Origin of the sequence: Pseudomonas sp. NPDC087185 (assembly GCF_044744955.1) — a bacterium.
GTDB lineage: Bacteria > Pseudomonadota > Gammaproteobacteria > Pseudomonadales > Pseudomonadaceae > Aquipseudomonas.
Window position 1 is genome coordinate 130752 of record NZ_JBIUZK010000004.1, and the last position, 21730, is coordinate 152481.

General features: G+C 60.3%; 19 protein-coding genes. 12 read left to right on the forward strand and 7 right to left on the reverse strand.

The features are described 5' to 3' along the window. The first annotated feature begins 53 nt into the window (after window positions 1-53). The gene (locus tag ACIPIJ_RS15170) at window positions 54-941 is read left to right on the forward strand and encodes a LysR family transcriptional regulator (protein WP_401077798.1); all 888 of its coding nucleotides are present in this window, start codon (window positions 54-56) and stop codon (window positions 939-941) included. Here the strand turns inward: ACIPIJ_RS15170 and ACIPIJ_RS15175 are convergent. The 3 genes from ACIPIJ_RS15175 to ACIPIJ_RS15185 are packed head-to-tail and all read right to left on the reverse strand — an operon-like array spanning window position 930 to window position 3940. Further along, entirely contained in the window at window positions 930-1748 is an 819-nt protein-coding gene (locus ACIPIJ_RS15175; protein ID WP_401077801.1) for a sulfite exporter TauE/SafE family protein, read from the reverse strand. The two genes, ACIPIJ_RS15170 and ACIPIJ_RS15175, sit on opposite strands and share 12 nt — an antisense overlap. Further along, window positions 1745-3016 carry an FAD/NAD(P)-binding oxidoreductase gene (locus tag ACIPIJ_RS15180; RefSeq protein WP_401077803.1) on the reverse strand — a complete coding sequence of 424 codons (1272 nt, stop codon included), beginning with the start codon at window positions 3014-3016 and terminating at the stop codon, window positions 1745-1747. Before ACIPIJ_RS15180 ends, ACIPIJ_RS15175 begins: the two co-directional genes overlap by 4 nt. Before the next feature lie 39 nt (window positions 3017-3055). Beyond that, window positions 3056-3940 (reverse strand): MBL fold metallo-hydrolase, encoded by an 885-nt coding sequence (locus tag ACIPIJ_RS15185; protein ID WP_401077806.1) that lies wholly within the window; start codon window positions 3938-3940, stop codon window positions 3056-3058. 224 nt (window positions 3941-4164) lie between these two features. Between ACIPIJ_RS15185 and ACIPIJ_RS15190 the strand changes: the two genes are divergently transcribed. Beyond that, window positions 4165-5457 (forward strand): sigma-54 interaction domain-containing protein, encoded by a 1293-nt coding sequence (locus tag ACIPIJ_RS15190; RefSeq protein ID WP_401077808.1) that lies wholly within the window; start codon window positions 4165-4167, stop codon window positions 5455-5457. 127 nt (window positions 5458-5584) lie between these two features. Then, the gene (locus ACIPIJ_RS15195) at window positions 5585-6010 is read left to right on the forward strand and encodes an RcnB family protein (RefSeq protein ID WP_401077810.1); all 426 of its coding nucleotides are present in this window, start codon (window positions 5585-5587) and stop codon (window positions 6008-6010) included. Window positions 6011-6083: 73 nt separating this feature from the next. Here ACIPIJ_RS15195 and gyrB read toward each other — a convergent pair whose 3' ends face one another. From gyrB to dnaA, 4 genes are read right to left on the reverse strand one after another with little or no spacing between them, the layout of a single operon-like run. Further along, on the reverse strand, window positions 6084-8504 hold the full coding sequence (gene gyrB / locus ACIPIJ_RS15200; RefSeq protein ID WP_401077812.1) for a DNA topoisomerase (ATP-hydrolyzing) subunit B: 2421 nt from the start codon (window positions 8502-8504) through the stop codon (window positions 6084-6086). Window positions 8505-8508: 4 nt separating this feature from the next. Beyond that, entirely contained in the window at window positions 8509-9612 is a 1104-nt protein-coding gene (recF, locus tag ACIPIJ_RS15205) for a DNA replication/repair protein RecF (RefSeq protein WP_401077815.1), read from the reverse strand. 15 nt (window positions 9613-9627) lie between these two features. After that, complete coding sequence (gene dnaN / locus ACIPIJ_RS15210; protein WP_401077817.1) at window positions 9628-10731, reverse strand: DNA polymerase III subunit beta; 1104 nt, start codon at window positions 10729-10731, stop codon at window positions 9628-9630. A 40-nt stretch (window positions 10732-10771) separates the two neighbouring features. Beyond that, complete coding sequence (gene dnaA / locus ACIPIJ_RS15215) at window positions 10772-12307, reverse strand: chromosomal replication initiator protein DnaA (protein WP_401077820.1); 1536 nt, start codon at window positions 12305-12307, stop codon at window positions 10772-10774. Between the two features lie 598 nt (window positions 12308-12905). Between dnaA and rpmH the strand changes: the two genes are divergently transcribed. The 9 genes from rpmH to ACIPIJ_RS15260 all read left to right on the forward strand — a co-directional run bounded on the left by rpmH (window position 12906) and on the right by ACIPIJ_RS15260 (window position 21582). Continuing rightward, window positions 12906-13040 (forward strand): 50S ribosomal protein L34, encoded by a 135-nt coding sequence (gene rpmH, locus ACIPIJ_RS15220; protein ID WP_003253163.1) that lies wholly within the window; start codon window positions 12906-12908, stop codon window positions 13038-13040. Window positions 13041-13053: 13 nt separating this feature from the next. Further along, window positions 13054-13458 carry a ribonuclease P protein component gene (gene rnpA, locus ACIPIJ_RS15225; protein ID WP_401078947.1) on the forward strand — a complete coding sequence of 135 codons (405 nt, stop codon included), beginning with the start codon at window positions 13054-13056 and terminating at the stop codon, window positions 13456-13458. Beyond that, window positions 13451-13696 carry a membrane protein insertion efficiency factor YidD gene (yidD, locus tag ACIPIJ_RS15230; protein ID WP_082422780.1) on the forward strand — a complete coding sequence of 82 codons (246 nt, stop codon included), beginning with the start codon at window positions 13451-13453 and terminating at the stop codon, window positions 13694-13696. Before rnpA ends, yidD begins: the two co-directional genes overlap by 8 nt. Before the next feature lie 2 nt (window positions 13697-13698). Then, window positions 13699-15381 (forward strand): membrane protein insertase YidC, encoded by a 1683-nt coding sequence (yidC, locus tag ACIPIJ_RS15235; protein ID WP_401077822.1) that lies wholly within the window; start codon window positions 13699-13701, stop codon window positions 15379-15381. Between the two features lie 86 nt (window positions 15382-15467). Further along, on the forward strand, window positions 15468-16838 hold the full coding sequence (gene mnmE, locus ACIPIJ_RS15240) for a tRNA uridine-5-carboxymethylaminomethyl(34) synthesis GTPase MnmE (RefSeq protein ID WP_401077824.1): 1371 nt from the start codon (window positions 15468-15470) through the stop codon (window positions 16836-16838). Window positions 16839-17350: 512 nt separating this feature from the next. Beyond that, window positions 17351-19243, forward strand: a complete 1893-nt coding sequence (mnmG, locus tag ACIPIJ_RS15245) for a tRNA uridine-5-carboxymethylaminomethyl(34) synthesis enzyme MnmG (protein ID WP_401077827.1) — start codon at window positions 17351-17353, stop codon at window positions 19241-19243. Beyond that, complete coding sequence (gene rsmG, locus ACIPIJ_RS15250; protein WP_401077830.1) at window positions 19240-19890, forward strand: 16S rRNA (guanine(527)-N(7))-methyltransferase RsmG; 651 nt, start codon at window positions 19240-19242, stop codon at window positions 19888-19890. Before mnmG ends, rsmG begins: the two co-directional genes overlap by 4 nt. Window positions 19891-19908: 18 nt before the next feature. Further along, window positions 19909-20700 carry a ParA family protein gene (locus ACIPIJ_RS15255; protein WP_401077833.1) on the forward strand — a complete coding sequence of 264 codons (792 nt, stop codon included), beginning with the start codon at window positions 19909-19911 and terminating at the stop codon, window positions 20698-20700. A 9-nt stretch (window positions 20701-20709) separates the two neighbouring features. Continuing rightward, window positions 20710-21582 (forward strand): ParB/RepB/Spo0J family partition protein, encoded by an 873-nt coding sequence (locus ACIPIJ_RS15260; protein WP_401077835.1) that lies wholly within the window; start codon window positions 20710-20712, stop codon window positions 21580-21582. The last annotated feature ends 148 nt before the right edge of the window (window positions 21583-21730 follow it).

Genomic DNA, 21730 nt, shown 5'->3' on the forward strand with positions numbered 1-21730 from the left:
ATTTCGCGCAGCCGTTGTGCGTTTTAGCACAGCGACAAACAGGGAAAGGATGCATGTTCGATTGGAATGATCTGCGGTTTTTCCTCGAGTTGCAGCGCAGTGGCCGCCTGCTCAGCGCCGCCAAGCGCCTCAATACCACCCACAGCACCGTCGCCCGGCACATCGAAAACATCGAGAAGAGCCTGGGTACACCATTGTTCGTACAACACGCTCAAGGTTATGAGCTGACGCCTTCCGGCCAGGCGCTGCTCAAGCACGCCGAAGCCATGGAGAACGTCGCGCTGCTGGCGCAGGAAGAAATCACCCAGGCCATCACGCCGCTGGGCAAGATTCGCCTGGGGGTGACCGAAGGCATCGGCATCATGTTCTTCACCCCGCGCATGAATGCCTTGTTCGAACGCTACCCAGGGTTGGAAGTAGAGCTGGTGGCGGTGCCGCGCTTCGTCAGCATCCTCAACCGCGAAGCGGAAATCAGCATTCACCTCGAACGGCCCAATGCCGACCTGCTGATCACTCGCAAGCTCACCGACTACCGCCTGGCGCTGTATGCCAGCCAGGCGTACCTGGACCGTGCGCCACCGCTGCGCAACCGCGAAGACCTGGCGCGCCACAGCTGGATCGGCTACGTCGACGACCTGCTGTTCAGCCAGGAGCTGCTGTTTCTCAACAGCTTCTGCCGGGCGCCCAGCGTGGCCTTTCGCAGCACCAGCGTGATCGCCCAGCAAACCGCTGCCCGCGCCGGCCTGGGCATTGCCGTGCTGCCCAACTACATGGCCCGCCACGACCCGACACTGGTGCGCGTGTTGCCCAACGAAACCATCCAGCGCAGCTACTGGATCTGCACCCGCCGCGAACTGCACAAGTCGGTGCGCCTGCGGGTGGTCTGGGACTACCTGCTGGCGCTGTGCGCAGCCGAACAGGACGAACTGCTAGCCGAGTAAAGCCTTGCCGGCCAGCAGCAGGGCAGCGCCGAAGCCGACCACCGCGAACAGCTGCTGCAGCCGTGGCCCGGCCAACTTGCTTGCCAGTGGGCGTGCCAGTAGCAGGCCAAGCACCGCACCCACGGCAAACGGCGCACCGACCCGCCAGTGCATCACCCCGGCCAGACTGGCGCTGACTACGCTGCCGGTGGACACCAGGGCGATCACCGCCAGCGAGGTCGAGACGATGCTTTTCATGCGCAGGTTGGTGTAGCGGTTCAAGGCAGGAATGATCACGAAGCCGCCGCCCACGCCCAGCAGGCCGGATAACAAGCCGGATGCTGCACCGGTGATGGCCAGGGCCCGCGCACAGGGCAGCGTCCAGCGCAAACGGCCCTGCAATGGGTTCAGCACGCACGGCTCGATGAAGCGGTGTGCCTCGTTGTTTTCGCCACGCAGCTCCCGGGCCGCCTTGCGCCAGATGCGCAGGCAGGCATAGACCAGCACACCAGCGAACACCAGCGCCAACGGCGTGTTGGGCAAGCGGTGTGCGAGCATGAGCCCGAACGGCGCCACGGCGATGCCGATCAGGGCGATGAACACGGCCGCGCGATATCGCACCAGCCCCTGGCGCAAGCCGAGTATCGCCCCCACAGCGGCGGCAAGCCCAACGGCGAGCAGGCCGATTGGCGCCGCCTCAGCCATCGACAGGCCGAGGCCGAACACCAGCAGCGGCACCGCCAGGATGCCTCCACCCGCGCCGGTCAGCGCCAGTACCGCACCAATGATTGCGCCCAGCCCGGCACCCAGCAGTTGATGCTCGATCACTGTGCGGCCTCGGTGACCAATGGCTGCGGCCGTGCCAACCATTCGCGCCCCTTGAGCATGCCTTGCCAGTAAAGCGGCGGCAGCACCCGCGCCTTGAGCAACCAGGCCAAGCGGGTCGGTTGCCGGCCATCGAGCAGCCAGCGCGGGAAGCTTGGCGCGACCTTGCCACCGTAGGTGAACTCGGCGAGGACGATCTTGCCGCGCTCGACGGTCAGCGGGCAGGAGCCGTAGCCATCGTACTGGGCAAGCGTGGGTAACCGGCCCAACGCCACCAGCACGTTGTTGGCGACCACCGGAGCCTGCTTGCGCGCAGCGGCGGCGGTCTTGGCGTTGCTGGTGCTGGCCACGTCGCCCAGGGCATGGATATTGGCGAACTGACGGTGGCGCAGGGTATGCGGGTCGACATCGACCCAGCCGGCGGCATCGGCCAAAGCGCTCTGGCGGATGAAGTCCGGAGCGACCTGCGGCGGTACCACGTGCAGCATGTCGAACGCTTCGGTGCGGGTTTCGCTGCTGCCATCGGCCAGGGTACGAACGAAGGTAGCGCGTTTGTCAGGGCCATCCACCGCTACCAGGCGCTGGCCGTAGTTGAGGTCCACGCCGTATTTGTCGATGTAAGCCATCAGCGCCGGCACATAGTCGGGCACACCGAACAACACGGCGCCTGCATTGAAGAAGCTGGCTTTGACATCGCCCAGCCGACCGTTGCGTAGCCAGTGGTCGCATGACAGGTACAACGCCTTCTGTGGTGCACCCGCGCACTTGATCGGCATGGGCGGCTGGGTGAACAGGGCGCGGCCTTGCCTGAGGTTTTGCACCAGCTCCCAGGTATAGGGCGCCAGGTCATAACGGTAGTTGGAGGTCACGCCATTGCGGCCCAGAGTTTCGCTGAGGCCGTCGATGGCAGCCCAATCCAGCTTGAGGCCTGGGCAGACCACCAGCTGCTCGTAACTGATGGAACGGCCGTCATCCAGGATGACCAACTGGCCCAAGGGGTCGAAACCTTGAACGCGCGCTTTGACCCAGTGCACACCACGGGGAATGGTCGAAGCCAGGGTACGGGCGGTGCCGGGTGCCTTGAACACGCCCGCGCCGACCAGGGTCCAGCCGGGTTGGTAATAGTGCACATCAGCGGGGTCGATCACCGCGATATCCAGTGAAGGGTCGCGCTTGATAAGGCTGGAAGCCGTAGCGATTCCGGCAGCGCCGGCACCGACGATAACCACCTTATGGTGGTCGGCGTTGGCAGGGGACAACAAAGCAGGCATGGCAGTAAATCCTGAAAATCGGGTAATGGGGCAGGGCAGTCAAATCTTGTTGAGCGGGATCTTCAGGTAGCTCACGCCGTTTTCCTCGGGCGCTGGAAAGTGGCCACTGCGCATGTTGACCTGCACCGACGGAAGTATCAGCACGGGCATGTCGAGGGTCTTGTCGCGGGCTTCGCGCATGGCCACGAAACTGTCCTCGTCGACGCCTTGATGGATGTGGATATTGCTGGCGCGCTGTTCGGCCACGGTGGTGACGTACTGCATGTCGCGCCCACCCGGTAGGTAGTCGTGGCACATGAACAGCAGCGTCTGGTCAGGGAACGCCAGCAGGCGGCGAATCGACTGGTACAGGGTGCGCGCGTCGGCACCTGGGAAGTCGCACCGCGCGGTACCGTAGTCGGGCATGAACAGGGTGTCGCCCACGAACAGCGCCTGTTCACCCGCATCCATTACCAGGTAACTCATGCAGGCCGGCGTATGCCCCGGCGTATGCAAAGCACGTGCATGCAGGTTGCCGATACGGAAGCCTTCCTCGTCCATGAGTAACACGTCGAACTGGCTGCCATCGCGGGCAAAGCCTGGCTCCGCGTTGAACAAGGTGCCGAAGGTTTTTTGCACCTTGGTAATGTCGGCGCCGATGGCGGTATGGCCGCCAAGCTGTTCCTTGAGGTAGGCCGCCGCCGACAGGTGGTCGGCGTGTACATGGGTTTCCAGCACCCACTGCACCTTGGCACCCAAGGCCTGTACGCGTTCGATCAGCCGGTCCGCGGAGTCGGTGCAGGTGCGGCCAGACTTGGGGTCGTAGTCCAGCACACTGTCGATCAACGCGCACTGGTGGGTTTCACGGTCCAGCACCAGGTAGCTGATGGTCGAGGTTGCCTCGTCGAAAAAGGCTTCCACCTGTAGGTTGTTGCCGATGATCATCTCGTTCTCCAAATAATCCACCGCGCCTTGTTCAGGCGTAGGCAGTGACAGGTGGTTTATCAAGATGCATGCCAGGATTATTGATGGGCCCAAACCCCGCAGAACGTAGCGTGTGCGAGGGCATGGCTGGCAGCCTGTCAGCGGTGATGGCAGTCGACTGTCAGCCAATGGCAGTGTTTGGCAGTCCTTGTTACCCTGCGCCGGGTTATCCAACCGGTGCCGTCATGTCTGAATCCCATCCACTCATCCTAGCTCTGGTTTCCTACCTCGAACACGATGCACTGCCTACCATCGTGCTGGATACCGACTACAACATCCTCGCTGCCAATGCCGCCTATCGCCGGCAGTTCGGCCGGGACGACCAGGCGCCATTGGGTGAGAAATGCCACCGTGTTTCCCATCACTACGCCGTACCTTGCGACCAGGCCGGTGAGCATTGCCCGATGCGCAAGGCTTGGGAGAGCAAGCTGCCCGAACGGGTGCTGCACATTCATCACACGCCGCGTGGGCCTGAGCATGTTGATGTAGAACTGCGGCCAATCCTCGATCAGCAGGGCAGGGTAGTCGCTTTTGTCGAGCGCCTGAGCACGATCACCCTGGCCTCGGCACAACCTCAGCAACAGGGTCTGGTCGGCCGTTCGCCAGCGTTCAAGACGGCGTTGGCCAGCCTTCAGCGCGCAGCACCTGCGCAGATCCCGGTACTGCTTCAGGGTGAGTCAGGCACCGGCAAAGAGCTGTTCGCCCGCGCAATCCATATGGGCAGCCCACGGTCCAACGGGCCATTGGTAGTGGTGGACTGCACCGGCCTGACCGAGTCGCTGTTCGAGAGCGAATTGTTCGGCTACGAGAAGGGCGCTTTCACTGGCGCCAACCAGCGCAAGATTGGCCTGGCCGAAGCCGCTCATGGCGGCACGCTGTTCCTCGACGAGATCGGCGAAGTGCCGCTGGCGATGCAAGTCAAACTGCTGCGCCTGATCGAGTCCGGCAGCTTCCGCCCGGTCGGCAGCACGCGCACCGTGCATGCGGACTTCCGCCTGGTATCCGCAACCCACAAACCGCTCAAGCAGATGGTGGCTGAGGGGACATTCCGCGAAGACCTCTACTACCGTATCAGCGGCTTCCCGATCCGCCTGCCGGCATTGCGCGAGCGGGTAGAGGACCTGCCGTTGCTCGCACAGAGCCTGTTGCAACGCATGGCCGGCAAGCCAACCGCAAGCCTGACTGATGAAGCGCTGCAGCAACTGGCACTGCATCCATTCCCCGGCAATATCCGCGAACTGCGTAACATCCTGGAAAGGGCCCGGCTGTTTGCCGATGACGGGCTGATCCGGCCTGAGCATCTGCCGGAAGACCTCGGCCCGCCGCTAGGCGGTGTGAGCAGGGGGCGCGACCTGAGTGATCTGGCACAGGCGCTGGCGCAGTTCCAGGGGCCACGCAGTGAACTGGCGCGCCACTTGGGTTTGAGTGAGCGCACGCTGTATCGACGCTTGAAAGCCTTGGGGCTGAGCACACCTTGACCGTTCTTTACCCGACCTTTACCTCCTGCCAGGGATTAGTCTGCGTAATTCACGGTCTGACGTATTAACCGTACCAGGCGTCCCGATGAAACCCGCCGGACGTGTACATGCTAAGGACCGACATTCGATGAAAAAAACCCTCACCGTGCTCTGCGCCACGCTGATGCTCAGCGCACCACTGGCCAGCTTCGCTCAACCCGGCCCGCCTCAGGGTCACGATGGAGGCCCATCGCATCACGATCAAGGTCGCCCACAGAAAGGGCAGCCGCAGGGTCACCCTCAGCAGCAAGGCAAACCTGGAAACGGCCATGCTCCGTCCTACCGCAACCCGAACTTCCGCCCACAACAGGGCATGCCGGTACCTCACCAGCAATGGCAGCGGGGCCATGTAGTGGACCCGCACTACCGTGATGACCGTTACTGGGTGACCGACTGGCGTGCGCGCCACCTGTCGCCACCCCCACGCGACCACCGCTGGTTGTACGTCAACGGCGACTACGTGCTGGTAGCCATTGCGTCTGGGGTGATCGTGAATATCCTCAGCGGCTACTAAGCCCGAAGAAAATCAGCAGCCAATAAAAAGCCCGCTTACGCGGGCTTTTTATTGCCGATCTATCTACCCCTGATCAGAAGTCCAGGTTCGATACCGACAAGGCGTTGCTTTCGATGAACTCGCGACGAGGCTCAACCGCATCACCCATCAGGGTGTTGAAGATCTGGTCGGCGGCAATCGCGTCTTCGATCGTGACCTTGAGCATACGACGCACGGTCGGGTCCATGGTGGTTTCCCACAGCTGGTCGGGGTTCATCTCACCCAGCCCTTTGTATCGCTGGATGGTGTGACGCTTGGTGGTCTCGTTCATCAGCCAGTCCAGGCCTTCCTTGAACTCGACGATCGCCTTGCGACGCTCACCGCGCTGCACGTAGGCACCTTCACCCAGCAGGCTGGCCAGCTTGGAACCGATGTTGACCACGGTACGGTAGTCGTTGCTGCCGAAGAAATCGCGGTTGAAGGTGATGTAGCTAGCCAGGCCGTGGGAGGTGATTTCCACTTCCGGCAGCCAGACGTTACGTTCCTTGTCTTCGCGCAGGCTGGCCTTGTAAGCCAGGCCAGACTTCTGGCTGTTGTTCAGGCGTTCCTGCAACTTGGCCAACCAGCTTTCCATGACAGCGTGGTCACCCAGCTGCTCCAGGGTGACTTCCGGCAGGTAGATGAAGTGCTCGGTCAGCTCTTCCGGGTAAAGGCGCGACAGACGCTTGAGGGTCTTCATCACGCTGCGGAATTCGTTGACCAAGGCTTCCAGCTGAACACCAGAAACCGCTGGCGCCGATTCGTCCAGGTGCAAGCTGGCATCTTCGAGGGCCGATTGGGTCATGTACTCTTCCATGGCCTCGTCGTCCTTGATGTACTGCTCCTGCTTCCCTTTCTTCACTTTGTACAGCGGTGGCTGGGCAATGTAGATGTAGCCACGCTCGACCAGCTCCGGCAGCTGACGGAAGAAGAAGGTCAGCAGCAGGGTACGGATGTGCGAACCGTCAACGTCAGCATCGGTCATGATGATGATGTTGTGATAACGCAGCTTGTCGATGTTGTACTCTTCGCGGCCAATGCCACAGCCCAGGGCAGTGATCAGCGTGCCGACTTCCTGGGACGAGATCATCTTGTCGAAACGTGCTTTCTCGACGTTGAGGATCTTGCCCTTCAGCGGCAGGATCGCCTGGGTGCGACGGTTACGGCCTTGCTTGGCCGAACCACCCGCGGAGTCACCCTCCACCAGGTACAGTTCGGAAAGGGCAGGGTCCTTCTCCTGGCAGTCCGCCAGTTTGCCCGGCAAGCCGGCGATATCCAGCGCGCCTTTACGGCGAGTCATTTCACGCGCCTTACGCGCCGCTTCACGGGCACGGGCTGCGTCGATCATCTTGCCGACAACGGCCTTGGCTTCGTTTGGGTTCTCCAACAGGAAGTCGGAGAAGTACTTGTTCATCTCCTGTTCCACGGCGGTTTTCACCTCCGAGGAGACCAGCTTGTCTTTGGTCTGCGAGCTGAACTTGGGGTCCGGCACCTTCACCGAAATGATCGCGGTCAGGCCTTCACGGGCATCGTCACCGGTGGTGGCGACCTTGTTCTTCTTGGCCAGGCCTTCCTGCTCGATGTAGCTGTTCAGGCTCCGGGTCAGCGAGGAACGGAAACCGACCAGGTGGGTACCACCGTCGCGCTGCGGAATGTTGTTGGTGAAGCACAGCAGGTTTTCGTTGAAGCTGTCGTTCCACTGCAGGGCGACTTCTACACCGACGCCGTCTTCACGCTGCACGTTGAAGTGGAACACCTGGGAGTTGACTGGGGTCTTGTTGGTGTTCAGGTATTCAACGAACGCACGCAGGCCGCCTTCATATTTGAAGAACTCTTCTTTGCCCGAGCGCTCGTCCTTCAGCAGGATGCCAACGCCAGAGTTCAAGAACGACAGTTCACGAATACGCTTGGCCAGGATGTCCCAGCTGAAGTGAATATTCTTGAAGGTCTCAGCCGAAGGCTTGAAGTGAATGTGGGTACCGGTGGTTTCGCTTTCGCCCACAACCGCCATCGGCGCCTGCGGCACACCATGCACGTAGGTCTGTTCCCAGATCTTGCCGCTACGGCGAACAGTGAGCACCAGCTTTTCGGACAGGGCGTTTACTACCGAAACACCTACCCCGTGCAGGCCGCCAGAAACCTTGTACGAGTTGTCGTCGAATTTGCCGCCGGCGTGCAGTACGGTCATGATGACCTCGGCTGCAGAAACGCCTTCTTCTTTATGCACGTCGACCGGAATGCCGCGACCGTTGTCGCGAACACTGATGGATTCGTCCGTGTGAATAATCACGGTGATGTCGTCGCAGTGCCCGGCGAGGGCTTCGTCGATCGAGTTGTCGACCACTTCGAAGACCATGTGGTGCAGGCCGCTACCGTCATCGGTGTCGCCAATGTACATGCCGGGACGCTTGCGCACGGCATCCAAACCTTTCAGCACCTTAATGCTGGAGGAATCGTACGTTTGATTTTCGCTCATGCCTTCACTCCCGATGGTCGTGGGTCTGGGTGATACGGCCTTGTTCCACGTGGAACAAAGCAACTGGCGTTTCCGTCTGCCAGCCTTCCCTCAGTAATTCGTGATCTACACAGGTGATGAACACCTGGCAGCGTAATTCTTCAAGCAAGCGACACAGCGCGCGGCGATGCTGGTCGTCCAACTCGGACGGCAAGTCATCCACGAGATAAATACAGTGACCCCGGCGAGCCTGGCTAACGAGATGGCCTTGGGCAATGCGCAATGCGCAGACCACCAGCTTTTGCTGACCACGCGACAGGATGTCGGCTGCGTTGTTGGCAGCCAGACGAAGACGCAGATCAGCACGCTGCGGGCCGGCCTGGGTGTGGCCCATCTGCTGATCGCGAAGGAGAGAAGAGGCGAGTACTTCGTTGAGTTCCCGGTCCTTGTCCCAGCCTCGGTAGTAGCTAAGGGTCAACCCGTCCAGCTCGACCAGTTCGCTCAGGGTTTGCTCGAAGACGGGCTTCAAGGCCTTGATGTAGTTGCGACGGTATTCATCTATTTCCGCGCTGGCCAGGCTTAATTCCCGGTCCCACGCGGCTTGCGAAGCTGGGTCAAGTGTACCATGCCGCAACCATGAGTTCCGCTGCCGCAACGCCTTCTGCAGACGTTGCCAGGCGGGCATGAAGCGGGGTTCCACGTGGAACACTCCCCAATCAAGGAACTGCCGACGGACCTTCGGGGCACCTTCCAGCAGGCGGAAACTGTCCGGGTTGATCAGTTGCAGCGGCAGCAGTTCTGCCAGCTGCGCAGCACTCTTGGCATTCTGCCCGTCGATGCGAATAGTGAAATCGCCCGCCCGCTCACGTGAAACACCCAAGTTGCTGGTGCCACCTTCGGCCAACTGGACTTCGCCAAAAACCGTACACGCTGCTTGCTCGTACTGAATAACGGGGTTCAAGCGGGTACTGCGAAACGACCTGGCCAGGCCAAGCAAGTGCACCGCTTCAAGCACACTGGTCTTGCCGCTGCCATTGGCGCCGTAAAGGATATTGATGCGGGGGGAGGGTGTGAGGGTCACCGGGTGCAGGTTGCGCACCGCGGTGACCATGATACGTCGAAGGGACATTAGGCCTGCTACAGGTTACAGACGCATCGGCATGACAACGTAAGACGAGTCGTCGTTGCCCGCTTCCTGCAGCAGCGCACTGCTGTTGGAGTCGGACAGGATCAGACGAACCTGCTCTGTAGTCATCACGCCCAATACGTCCAGCAGGTAGCTGACGTTGAAGCCAATCTCCAGGGAGGTGCCTTCATAGTCGACGCTGATCTCTTCTTCCGCTTCTTCCTGCTCAGGGTTATTCGCCTGGATCTTCAGCTGGCCGGCAGCCAGTTGCAGGCGGATACCGCGGTACTTTTCGTTGGACAGGATCGCGGTACGGCTGAATGCTTCGCGCAATGCCTGACGGTCACCAATGACCAACTTGTCACCGCCTTTGGGCAGCACGCGCTCATAGTCGGGGAACTTGCCGTCGACCAGCTTCGAGGTGAAGGTGAACTCGCCAGTGGTCGCACGAATATGATGCTGGCCCAGGACGATGCTGACCATGCCTTCTGGATCGGTCAGCAGGCGCGCCAGTTCCAGAATACCTTTACGCGGCACGATGACCTGGTGACGCTCATCCTGCTCGATCGCTGCGCTCATTGAGCACAATGCCAGGCGGTGACCGTCAGTGGAAACGGCGCGCAGGGTGTTGCGCGACACTTCCAGCAGCATGCCGTTGAGGTAGTAACGCACGTCCTGCTGGGCCATGGCGAAGCTCGTACGCTCGATCAGGCGGCGCAGCTTGCTTTGTTCCAGGTTGCAGGTGAGCGAGCCCGGGCCTTCTTCCACTGTCGGGAAATCGTTGGCAGGCAGGGTGGACAGGGTGAATCGGCTACGGCCGGCCTTGACTAAGAGCTTCTGCTCGTCGACCTTGATATCGATCAGGACGTCGTTTGGCAGGCTCTTGCAGATATCCATCAGCTTGCGCGCCGGGACAGTGATCTCGCCGGGCTCGGCCGGCTCTTCCAGTTGCACGCGGCCTACCAGTTCGACTTCCAGGTCGGTACCGGTCAACGACAGCTGCTGGGCTTGCACGACCAGCAGCACGTTGGACAGGACCGGCAAGGTCTGACGGCGCTCGACGACACCGGCGACCAGTTGCAGGGGTTTCAACAGGGCTTCGCGTTGAATGGTGAAATGCATGGTCTAGTCCCTTGCCTTCAATTAGCTGCGCTGGCGGCCATCAGGTGGTCAGTGTCCGCAGCAGGTTCTTGTAGTCCTCGCGGATGTCCGCGTCGGATTCCTTCAATTCATTGATTTTGCGGCAGGCGTGCAGCACGGTGGTGTGATCCCGGCCGCCAAACATGTCGCCGATTTCCGGCAGACTGTGGTTGGTCAGTTCCTTGGACAACGCCATGGCCACCTGGCGCGGGCGCGCAACAGAGCGCGAACGGCGCTTGGACAACAGATCGGAGATCTTGATCTTGTAGTACTCGGCGACGGTGCGCTGAATGTTATCCACACTCACCAGCTTGTCTTGCAGCGCCAGCAGGTCCTTCAGCGACTCGCGAATCAGCTCGATGGTGATGTCGCGGCCCATGAAGTGCGAGTGGGCGATAACCCGCTTCAAGGCACCTTCAAGCTCACGCACGTTGGAGCGAATGCGCTGGGCGATGAAGAATGCCGCATCGTGTGGCAGTTCGACCTTGGCCTGGTCGGCCTTCTTCATGAGAATCGCCACGCGGGTTTCCAGCTCTGGCGGCTCCACGGCCACCGTCAATCCCCAGCCGAAACGCGACTTGAGACGTTCTTCCAGGCCTTCGATTTCCTTCGGGTAGCGGTCGCTGGTGAGAATCACCTGCTGGCCACCTTCGAGCAGGGCGTTGAAGGTATGGAAAAACTCCTCCTGCGAACGCTCCTTGCGGGCGAAGAACTGGATGTCGTCGATCAGCAGGGCATCGACCGACCGGTAGAAGCGCTTGAATTCGTTGATCGCGTTCAGCTGCAGTGCCTTGACCATGTCGGCGACAAAGCGCTCGGAATGCAGGTAGACCACCTTGGCATTCGGGTTCTTCTTCAGCAGGTGGTTACCCACAGCATGCATCAAGTGCGTCTTGCCCAAGCCCACACCGCCATAAAGGAACAGCGGGTTGTAGCCATGCTTGGGGTTATCGGCCACCTGCCAGGCAGCAGCCCGGGCCAACTGGTTCGACTTACCTTCGACAAAGGTTTCGAAGGTGAACGTACGGTTCAGGTAGCTGGTGTGCTTGAGCGCACCCTCGACCTGAACATTGCGTTGTTCGGTGCGGCCCGATGCGGCAGGTACCACAGCGCTGTCGGCCATCGAGTCGTAGGTGTCACGCGAAGGCGGCTCGGCCATGGTATTGGCCACTACGGGTTCAGCCACAGGCGAGGAGATCGGGTCGACGACCGCCATGACCGGCGCGGCAGACGGTTGCGCGTGGTTTTGCGCAAGAGAAGCCGCCACCGCAGCGCTGACCGGCGCATTGGGTGCAGCCCGCGGCGCGGAGCTGCGACGGCTGCCTATTAACAAGGAAAGGGCAGGCGCAATGCCGCTGCCGTGCTCACCCAATAGTTCGAGCAGACGGCCGAGGTACTTTTCATTCACCCAGTCGAGAACGAAACGGTTAGGCGCATAGACGCGCAACTCGTTGCCTTCGGCTTCGACCTGTAGCGGACGGATCCAGGTGTTGAATTGCTGGGCAGGCAGTTCATCGCGCAGAAGCTCGACGCACTGCTGCCAAAGTTCCACTGACACGGATATCCCCTGAGTTTGAAAGCCGGATGAGGCAAAAGCAAACCGCCATTGTACCGGTCGAGCGATCAGTTATCCACATGTGGAAACATTCTGAGCCATGACAAAACAGCCATTTAGCGACCAATACGCCTTTTTGACGGTGTGAATAAGCTCTGTGGATAACCGCCCATAAGGGCTATGCACAACCCTGGGTCGAGCCCTGTTGATAACCACCCTGTGGATAAGCGACACTTTAATCCACAGGCTGTACTCAAGCGCGGCACAGGCAGAGCACGGCTTGTGGACAAGGTTTCAAAATGCTGTACATGCCGCGAATTAAGGGCTGTGAGGTGTTATCCACAGATACTTATCCACCTAAGATTTATAAGTTCTTCAGAAAAGCTTTTTATATCTCTCTTCTTTTTTTTCATTTTGTCGCCCGTTTGCCTGCACGATCAAGCTCCGCCCGAACGACCGCCCGAAGCACCTTCATTAGGACGCCATCCATAAGGAAAGGCTGGTTGGAAATTGACCTATCGGCTTGCTTTCTCTAGAATCGCCGATCTCTTAAAAAGGGGGCCATTCCGGCCCGTTGTCGACAAACCCAGGTAACAACGCCATGAAACGTACTTTCCAACCAAGCACCATCAAGCGCGCTCGCACCCACGGCTTCCGTGCCCGTATGGCAACCAAGAACGGCCGCGCTGTTCTGTCGCGTCGTCGTGCCAAAGGCCGTAAGCGTCTGGCCATTTGATTTTTCGGCACAGGTGGTGAGTCAGGACTTCAGTCGGGAAAAGCGACTGCTTACACCCCGGCATTTCAAAGCGGTCTTCGACTCCCCAACCGGCAAGGTTCCAGGGAAAAACCTGCTGATCCTTGCTCGCGAGAACGGTCTCGATCATCCACGCCTTGGCTTGGTGATAGGGAAGAAGAGCGTCAAGCTCGCCGTTCAACGCAATCGCCTCAAGCGCTTGATGCGCGATTCCTTCCGTCTGCACCAGCATCTGCTTGCTGGCCTGGACATAGTGATCGTCGCGCGCAAGGGATTGGGTGAGATAGAAAACCCGGAATTGCACCAACATTTTGGCAAGCTCTGGAAACGCCTGGCGCGCAGCCGGCCCACTCCAGCGGCAAACGCCGATTCCGCAGGGGTAGACAGTCAAGATGCGTAAACTGGCACTCGTTCCGATCCAGTTTTACCGTTATGCCATCAGTCCTCTGATGGCCAGTCACTGTCGTTTCTACCCCAGTTGCTCCTGTTATGCGTACGAAGCCATTGAAACCCATGGCCTCTTGCGTGGCGGGTGGCTGACCGTTCGTCGCCTGGGGCGTTGTCATCCGTGGAACGACGGCGGTTTCGACCCCGTTCCCCCCGCGCCTTCCTCCCGAACTTCTTCGATAGCCGAGTAATCATGGATATTAAACGCACGATCCTGATCGCCGCCCTGGCAATCGTGTCCTACGTCATGGTCCTGAAGTGGAACGATGACTACGGCCAGGCTGCCTTGCCGACTCAGAATACTGCTGCCAGCACTGTTGCTCCGGGCCTGCCCGATGGCGTACCTGCCGCTAACAACGGCGCCAGCGCCGATGTACCGAGCGCCAACGGCGAGTCGAACGCCGCCGAACTGGCACCCGTTGCACTCAGCAAGGATCTGATCCGGGTCAAGACCGATGTCCTGGAACTGGCTATCGATCCAGTCGGTGGTGACATCGTTCAGCTGAACCTGCCGAAATACCCACGCCGTCAGGACCATCCGGACATTCCGTTCCAGTTGTTCGACAACGGTGGTGAGCGTGTTTACCTGGCCCAGAGTGGCCTGACCGGCGCCAACGGCCCCGATGCCCGTTCCACTGGCCGCCCGCTGTACGCCGCCGAGCAGAAGTCGTTCCAGCTGGCCGATGGCCAGGAACAACTGGTGGTCGACCTGAAGTTCAGCGACAACGGTGTGAACTACATCAAGCGCTTCAGCTTCAAGCGCGGTGAGTACGACCTGACTGTCAGCTACCTGATCGACAACCAGAGCGCTCAGGCCTGGAGCGGCAACATGTTTGCCCAGCTCAAGCGTGACGCCAGCGGCGATCCGTCCTCGAGCACGGCTACCGGCACCGCCACCTACCTGGGCGCAGCCCTGTGGACAGCGGGCGAGCCGTACAAGAAAGTGTCGATGAAGGACATCGACAAAGGTAGTTTGAAAGAAAATGTGTCCGGCGGTTGGGTTGCCTGGCTGCAGCACTACTTCGTGACTGCATGGATCCCTGCCAAGTCGGACAACAACGTCGTCCAGACCCGCAAGGACAGCCAGGGTAACTACATCATCGGCTACACCGGCCCAGCCATCAGCGTGCCAGCTGGCGGCAAGGTCGAAACCAGCGCCATGTTGTATGCCGGGCCGAAAATCCAGTCCAAGCTGAAGGAATTGTCCCCAGGCCTGGAACTGACCGTCGATTACGGCTTCCTGTGGTTCATTGCCCAGCCAATCTTCTGGCTGCTGCAACATATCCACAGCCTGCTGGGTAACTGGGGCTGGTCGATCATCGTCCTGACCATGCTCATCAAAGGCCTGTTCTTCCCGCTGTCGGCCGCCAGCTACCGCTCGATGGCGCGCATGCGTGCCGTGGCGCCGAAGCTTGCCGCGCTGAAGGAACGCTTCGGTGACGATCGCCAGAAGATGTCCCAGGCGATGATGGAGCTGTACAAGAAAGAGAAGATCAACCCGCTGGGCGGCTGCCTGCCGATCCTGGTGCAGATGCCGGTGTTCCTGGCCCTGTACTGGGTACTGCTGGAAAGCGTAGAAATGCGCCAGGCCCCATGGATGCTGTGGATCACCGACCTGTCGATCAAGGACCCGTTCTTCATCCTGCCGATCATCATGGGCGCCACCATGTTCATCCAGCAGCGCCTGAACCCGACGCCGCCGGACCCGATGCAGGCCAAGGTAATGAAAATGATGCCGATCATCTTCACCTTCTTCTTCCTGTGGTTCCCAGCTGGCCTGGTGCTGTACTGGGTTGTGAACAACTGCCTGTCGATTTCGCAGCAGTGGTACATCACCCGCCGTATCGAAGCAGCGAGCAAAAAAGCTGCTGCTTGACGGGCTGTTGCGCTAGCCTGTGAATAAAAACGCCCCTTCGGGGGCGTTTTTGCTATCTGTCGTTTTTGTCGTAGAGGCTTTCGAGCATGAACACTGTGCGTGAAACCATCGCCGCCATCGCTACTGCCCAAGGCCGAGGTGGCGTGGGCATTGTCAGGCTGTCCGGGCCACTGGCGGCCCAGGCTGGCCACTTCATCACCGGCCGCACGCTGACGCCGCGGCATGCCCATTACGGCCCATTCCGCGACCAGGACGGGCTGGTGCTGGATGAAGGCATCGCGTTGTTCTTCCCAGGGCCGAACTCGTTCACCGGGGAAGATGTACTTGAGTTGCAGGGCCATGGCGGCCCGGTGGTGCTGGACATGTTGCTGCAGCGCTGTGTGCAGGTCGGTTGCCGGCTGGCCCGGCCGGGTGAATTCAGTGAGCGGGCATTCCTCAATGACAAGCTCGACCTGGCCCAGGCCGAAGCCATCGCCGACCTGATCGAAGCGAGCTCCAGCCAGGCCGCGCGCAATGCGTTGCGCTCGCTGCAGGGCGAATTTTCGAAACGGGTGCACAGCCTGACCGAAGCGCTGATTGCGCTGCGAATCTACGTGGAGGCAGCGATCGACTTCCCGGAAGAGGAGATCGACTTTCTCGCCGATGGCCACGTGTTGTCGATGCTCGATACCGTTCGTGGCGAGTTGTCCACCGTCCAGCGTGAAGCCGGGCAGGGCGCATTGCTGCGCGACGGCATGACGGTGGTGATCGCCGGCAGGCCGAACGCGGGTAAGTCGAGCCTGCTGAACACACTGGCCGGGCGTGAAGCGGCCATTGTCACCGATATCGCCGGCACCACGCGGGACATCCTGCGTGAACATATCCACATCGATGGCATGCCGCTGCACGTGGTCGATACCGCTGGTTTGCGCGACACCGACGACCATGTGGAAAAGATCGGCGTGGAGCGGGCGCTCAAGGCCATTGGCGAGGCCGACCGGGTGTTGTTGGTGGTCGACTCCACCGCGCCCGAAGCCAGCGACCCGTTTGCCTTGTGGCCGGAGTTTCTCGATCAACGGCCGGACCCGGCCAAGGTCACGCTGATTCGCAACAAGGCTGACCTGAGCGGCGAGCAGGTAGGGTTGGAGCAGTGTGATGACGGTCATGTGACGATCACCTTGAGTGCCAAGGGAGACGACCAGGGGCTTCAACTGCTGCGCGACCACCTCAAGGCCTGCATGGGCTACGAACAGACCGCCGAAAGCGGCTTCAGCGCCCGCCGCAGGCACCTGGATGCGTTGCGCCAGGCCAGCACTCACCTGGAGCACGGTCGGTCGCAATTGACCCTGGCTGGTGCCGGAGAGCTGTTGGCGGAGGACCTACGTCAGGCGCAGCAGGCGCTCGGTGAGATCACTGGGGCGTTCAGCTCCGATGACCTGCTGGGGCGGATCTTCTCCAGTTTCTGCATCGGCAAATAGTCTTTCGCCAGGCTATCCACAGCCGCTCCCTTTGGAGCGGCTTTTTTTTGCCCGGGATATGGGTGATGTGAACGCAGGGCTGGCCTGGGAGGTCGCCTTTTTTGATCTACCGGTAGATATCTGTGCTCAGGAGCCCTGTGGAAAACTCGCCATAGGCTCCGTTGATAACCCTGCTTTTTTTCTGAGGATAAACCCACCTGTGGGTAAATAGGCATTTAATCCACAGGCTAAATCCGCTTATCCAGAGCCCTCACGGCACTCCAGACACAGGTTTTAATTTCCCTGTACATAGCGTATTACATGGCGTACAGAACCTTATCCACAGAAAAGGTTGTGCATAAGAATAAACATAAAAACAAAGCTTTTTTAAATTTCTTCTCTCTGATTTATGTTGCCGGCCACTCATCCACAGCCTGGTCAAAATTTGCCCAAAAGGTTTCTTTAGAGGGGGTGAAGTCCCTATACTTGTCCGCTTACCTTCTCTATTCGCAAAAACAGGCACGAGGTGCGTGGTGGATTTCCCTTCCCGTTTTGAAGTGATCGTCATCGGCGGCGGCCATGCCGGTACCGAGGCTGCGCTTGCGTCTGCACGCATGGGTGTGAAAACCCTGCTGCTGACCCATAACGTGGAAACCCTCGGTCACATGAGCTGCAACCCGGCTATCGGTGGCATCGGCAAAAGCCATCTGGTCAAAGAGATCGATGCGCTCGGCGGCGCGATGGCACTGGCTACCGACAAGAGTGGTATCCAGTTCCGCGTCCTGAACAACCGCAAGGGCCCGGCGGTACGCGCCACTCGTGCGCAGGCTGACCGTGCCATCTACAAAGCCGTGGTTCGCGAGATCCTGGAAAATCAGCCCAACCTGTGGATATTCCAGCAGTCCTGTGACGACCTGATCGTCGAGCAGGACCAGGTCAAAGGCGTGGTTACGCAAATGGGCCTGCGCTTCTTCGCCGATGCCGTTGTGCTGACCACCGGTACCTTCCTGGGTGGCCTCATCCACATTGGCCTGCAGAACCATTCCGGTGGTCGCGCCGGCGATCCGCCGTCGATCGCCCTGGCCCATCGCATGCGTGAACTGCCGCTGCGCGTCGGCCGCCTGAAAACCGGTACCCCACCGCGTATCGATGGGCGTTCGGTGGACTTTTCGGTGATGACCGAACAACCGGGCGACACGCCGATCCCGGTCATGTCGTTCATGGGCAATGCTGCAATGCACCCGCGCCAGGTCAGCTGCTGGATTACCCACACCAACGCCCGTACCCACGAGATCATCGCTTCGAACCTTGATCGTTCGCCGATGTACTCCGGCGTCATCGAAGGTGTCGGCCCGCGGTACTGCCCGTCGATCGAAGACAAGATCCATCGCTTCGCCGACAAGGAAAGCCACCAGGTGTTCATCGAGCCGGAAGGCCTGACGACCCACGAGCTTTACCCCAATGGCATTTCCACTTCGCTGCCGTTCGACGTGCAGCTGGAACTGGTTCGCTCGATCCGTGGCATGGAAAACGCCCACATCGTGCGTCCGGGCTACGCCATCGAGTACGACTACTTCGACCCGCGTGACCTCAAGTACAGCCTCGAGACCAAGGTCATCGGCGGTCTGTTCTTCGCCGGCCAGATCAATGGCACCACCGGCTACGAAGAAGCCGGCGCGCAAGGCCTGCTGGCCGGGACCAACGCCGCGCTGCGCGCGCAGGGCCGCGAAAGCTGGTGCCCGCGCCGCGACGAGGCGTACATCGGGGTACTGGTCGACGACCTGATCACCCTGGGTACCCAGGAGCCGTATCGCATGTTCACCTCGCGTGCCGAATACCGTTTGATCCTGCGCGAAGACAACGCCGACCTGCGCCTGACCGAGAAAGGCCGCGAGCTGGGCCTGATCGACGATGAGCGCTGGGCGGCGTTCTGCGCCAAGCGCGACGGGATCGAGCGTGAAGAACAGCGCCTGAAGTCGACCTGGGTACGCCCAAACACCCCGCAAGGCCAGGCCGTTGTGGATAAGTTCGGAACCCCGCTGAGCCACGAGTACAGCCTGCTCAACCTGTTGGCGCGTCCAGAAATCGACTATGCCGGGCTGATCGAGGCGACCGGCGGTGACGTGATCGATCCACAGGTGGCCGAACAGGTCGAGATCAAGACCAAATACGCCGGTTACATCGACCGCCAGCAGGATGAGATCGCCCGGCTGCGCGCCAGTGAAGACACCCGCCTGCCTGTGGATATCGACTACACGTCGATTTCCGGCCTGTCGAAGGAAATCCAGGGCAAGCTTGGCCAGACCCGCCCTGAGACGCTGGGCCAGGCTTCGCGCATCCCTGGCGTGACGCCAGCCGCGATTTCCCTGTTGTTGATTCATCTGAAGAAACGCGGCGCTGGCCGCGAATTGGAGCAAAGCGCTTGAGTTCCCTGGTCACCCCGCAACACGCTGAAGAGTTGTCCACAGGCGCGCGTCAGCTTGGCGTCGAGTTGAGCGTCGAGCAGCACGAACGTCTGCTTGGTTACCTGGCCCTGCTGATCAAGTGGAACAAAGCCTACAACCTGACCGCCGTGCGTGATCCGGACGAGATGGTTTCGCGCCATCTGCTCGACAGCCTCAGCGTCATGGCGTTTATCCACAATGATCGCGACCGCTGGCTGGATGTCGGCAGTGGCGGTGGCATGCCCGGCATTCCCTTGGCTATCCTGCATCCGCACAAGCAAGTGACGGTGCTGGACGCCAACGGCAAGAAAACACGCTTCCTGACCCAGGTGAAAATGGAGCTGAAACTGGACAACCTCACGGTTATCCACAGCCGGGTGGAGGCCTTCCAGCCGTCACAGCCGTTCAGCGGTATCATCTCCCGCGCCTTCAGCAGCATGGAGAACTTCACCAACTGGACCCGCCATTTGGGCGACACCGGGACGCAATGGCTTGCAATGAAGGGGCTGCATCCTGCCGATGAACTGGTAGCATTGCCCGCAGACTTCACAGTGGAAAGCGAGCAGGCCCTGACCGTTCCGGGTTGCCAGGGCCAGCGCCATCTGCTGATACTGCGCCGCAAGGCATGACTGGGAACACACGCAACAATGGCTAAGGTATTCGCAATCGCGAACCAGAAAGGTGGCGTGGGTAAAACCACCACCTGTATCAATCTCGCCGCATCGCTGGCCGCAACCAAGCGTCGTGTGCTGCTGATCGACCTCGATCCGCAGGGCAACGCCACCATGGGCAGCGGTGTGGACAAACACGAACTCGAGCACTCGGTCTACGACCTGCTGATCGGGGAATGCGACCTTGCCCAGGCCATGCACTACTCCGAGCATGGTGGCTTCCAATTGCTGCCGGCCAACCGCGACCTGACCGCCGCGGAAGTGGTGCTGCTGGAAATGCAGGTCAAGGAGAGCCGCCTGCGCAATGCCCTGGCGCCAATTCGCGAGAACTACGACTTCATCCTCATCGACTGCCCACCGTCGCTGTCGATGCTGACGCTCAACGCCCTGGTTGCTTCCGACGGCGTGATTATCCCGATGCAGTGCGAATACTACGCACTGGAAGGTCTCAGCGACCTTGTGGATAACATCAAGCGCATTGCCGCCCGTCTGAATCCTGCGCTGAAGATCGAAGGCTTGCTGCGGACCATGTACGACCCGCGCCTGAGCCTGAACAACGATGTTTCGGCGCAGCTCAAGGAACACTTTGGCGAGCAGCTGTACGACACGGTCATTCCGCGCAACATCCGCCTGGCCGAGGCACCGAGCTTCGGCATGCCGGCGCTGGCGTACGACAAGCAATCGCGTGGCGCACTCGCCTACCTGGCCCTGGCCGGGGAACTGGTTCGCCGTCAACGCCGTCAATCACGCACTGCACAAACAACTTAAGGAATCCGCATGGCCGTTAAGAAACGGGGTCTCGGACGTGGGTTGGATGCACTGCTCAGTGGTCCTTCCGTCAGCGCGCTCGAAGAGCAGGCTGTCAAGATCGACCAGAAAGAACTGCAACACCTGCCGGTCGAGCTGATCCAGCGTGGCAAGTATCAGCCGCGCCGCGACATGGACCCGGAGGCGCTGGAAGAGCTCGCGCACTCGATTCGTGCGCATGGGGTGATGCAGCCGATCGTGGTCCGCCCGATCGACGGCAATCGCTTCGAGATCATTGCCGGTGAGCGCCGCTGGCGCGCCACGCAACAGGCCGGGCTGGACACCATCCCGGCGATGGTGCGTGAAGTGCCGGACGAAGCCGCCATCGCCATGGCGCTGATCGAAAACATCCAGCGCGAGGACCTCAACCCGCTGGAAGAGGCCCTGGCACTGCAGCGCCTGCAGCAAGAGTTCGAGCTGACCCAGCAACAGGTGGCCGATGCCGTGGGCAAGTCGCGGGTGACCGTGGCCAACCTGCTGCGCCTGATCTCGCTGCCTGAAGCGATCAAGACCATGCTCGCCCATGGCGATCTGGAAATGGGTCATGCCCGTGCGTTGCTCGGCCTTGAAGAAGATCGGCAGGAAGAAGGGGCGCGTCATGTTGTCGCACGCGGGCTCACCGTGCGCCAAACCGAGGCACTGGTGCGCCAGTGGCTGAGTGGCAAACCTGATCCGGTCGAACCGAGCAAACCTGATCCGGATATCGAGCGCCTTGAACAGCGGCTCGCAGAGCGCCTGGGCTCCCCCGTGCAAATACGTCACGGCAACAAGGGAAAAGGCCAGTTGGTTATTCGCTATAACTCGCTTGACGAGTTGCAAGGCGTGCTTGCTCACATCCGCTGAAACAATTCCCGTTGTAGCGCGCAGTCGGAAATCACTACCGAAGAGTTGAATAGGGGTTAATCCACCCCTATACTCTGCGCGCATTTTGTCGGCACAAATTATGCCAAGTCGATACTGACTTGTTGGTCGACTTCTGAGGAGCAGATGT

What these genes read in the sequence shown, in the direction of transcription:
- ACIPIJ_RS15170 (WP_401077798.1), top strand. Translation starts at nt 54, where the DNA reads ATGTTCGATTGGAATGATCTGCGGTTTTTCCTCGAGTTGCAGCGCAGT.
- ACIPIJ_RS15180 (WP_401077803.1), bottom strand. Translation starts at nt 3,016, where the DNA reads ATGCCTGCTTTGTTGTCCCCTGCCAACGCCGACCACCATAAGGTGGTT.
- ACIPIJ_RS15185 (WP_401077806.1), bottom strand. Translation starts at nt 3,940, where the DNA reads ATGATCATCGGCAACAACCTACAGGTGGAAGCCTTTTTCGACGAGGCA.
- ACIPIJ_RS15190 (WP_401077808.1), top strand. Translation starts at nt 4,165, where the DNA reads ATGTCTGAATCCCATCCACTCATCCTAGCTCTGGTTTCCTACCTCGAA.
- ACIPIJ_RS15195 (WP_401077810.1), top strand. Translation starts at nt 5,585, where the DNA reads ATGAAAAAAACCCTCACCGTGCTCTGCGCCACGCTGATGCTCAGCGCA.
- gyrB (WP_401077812.1), bottom strand. Translation starts at nt 8,504, where the DNA reads ATGAGCGAAAATCAAACGTACGATTCCTCCAGCATTAAGGTGCTGAAA.
- recF (WP_401077815.1), bottom strand. Translation starts at nt 9,612, where the DNA reads ATGTCCCTTCGACGTATCATGGTCACCGCGGTGCGCAACCTGCACCCG.
- dnaN (WP_401077817.1), bottom strand. Translation starts at nt 10,731, where the DNA reads ATGCATTTCACCATTCAACGCGAAGCCCTGTTGAAACCCCTGCAACTG.
- rpmH (WP_003253163.1), top strand. Translation starts at nt 12,906, where the DNA reads ATGAAACGTACTTTCCAACCAAGCACCATCAAGCGCGCTCGCACCCAC.
- yidD (WP_082422780.1), top strand. Translation starts at nt 13,451, where the DNA reads ATGCGTAAACTGGCACTCGTTCCGATCCAGTTTTACCGTTATGCCATC.
- yidC (WP_401077822.1), top strand. Translation starts at nt 13,699, where the DNA reads ATGGATATTAAACGCACGATCCTGATCGCCGCCCTGGCAATCGTGTCC.
- mnmE (WP_401077824.1), top strand. Translation starts at nt 15,468, where the DNA reads ATGAACACTGTGCGTGAAACCATCGCCGCCATCGCTACTGCCCAAGGC.
- ACIPIJ_RS15255 (WP_401077833.1), top strand. Translation starts at nt 19,909, where the DNA reads ATGGCTAAGGTATTCGCAATCGCGAACCAGAAAGGTGGCGTGGGTAAA.
- ACIPIJ_RS15260 (WP_401077835.1), top strand. Translation starts at nt 20,710, where the DNA reads ATGGCCGTTAAGAAACGGGGTCTCGGACGTGGGTTGGATGCACTGCTC.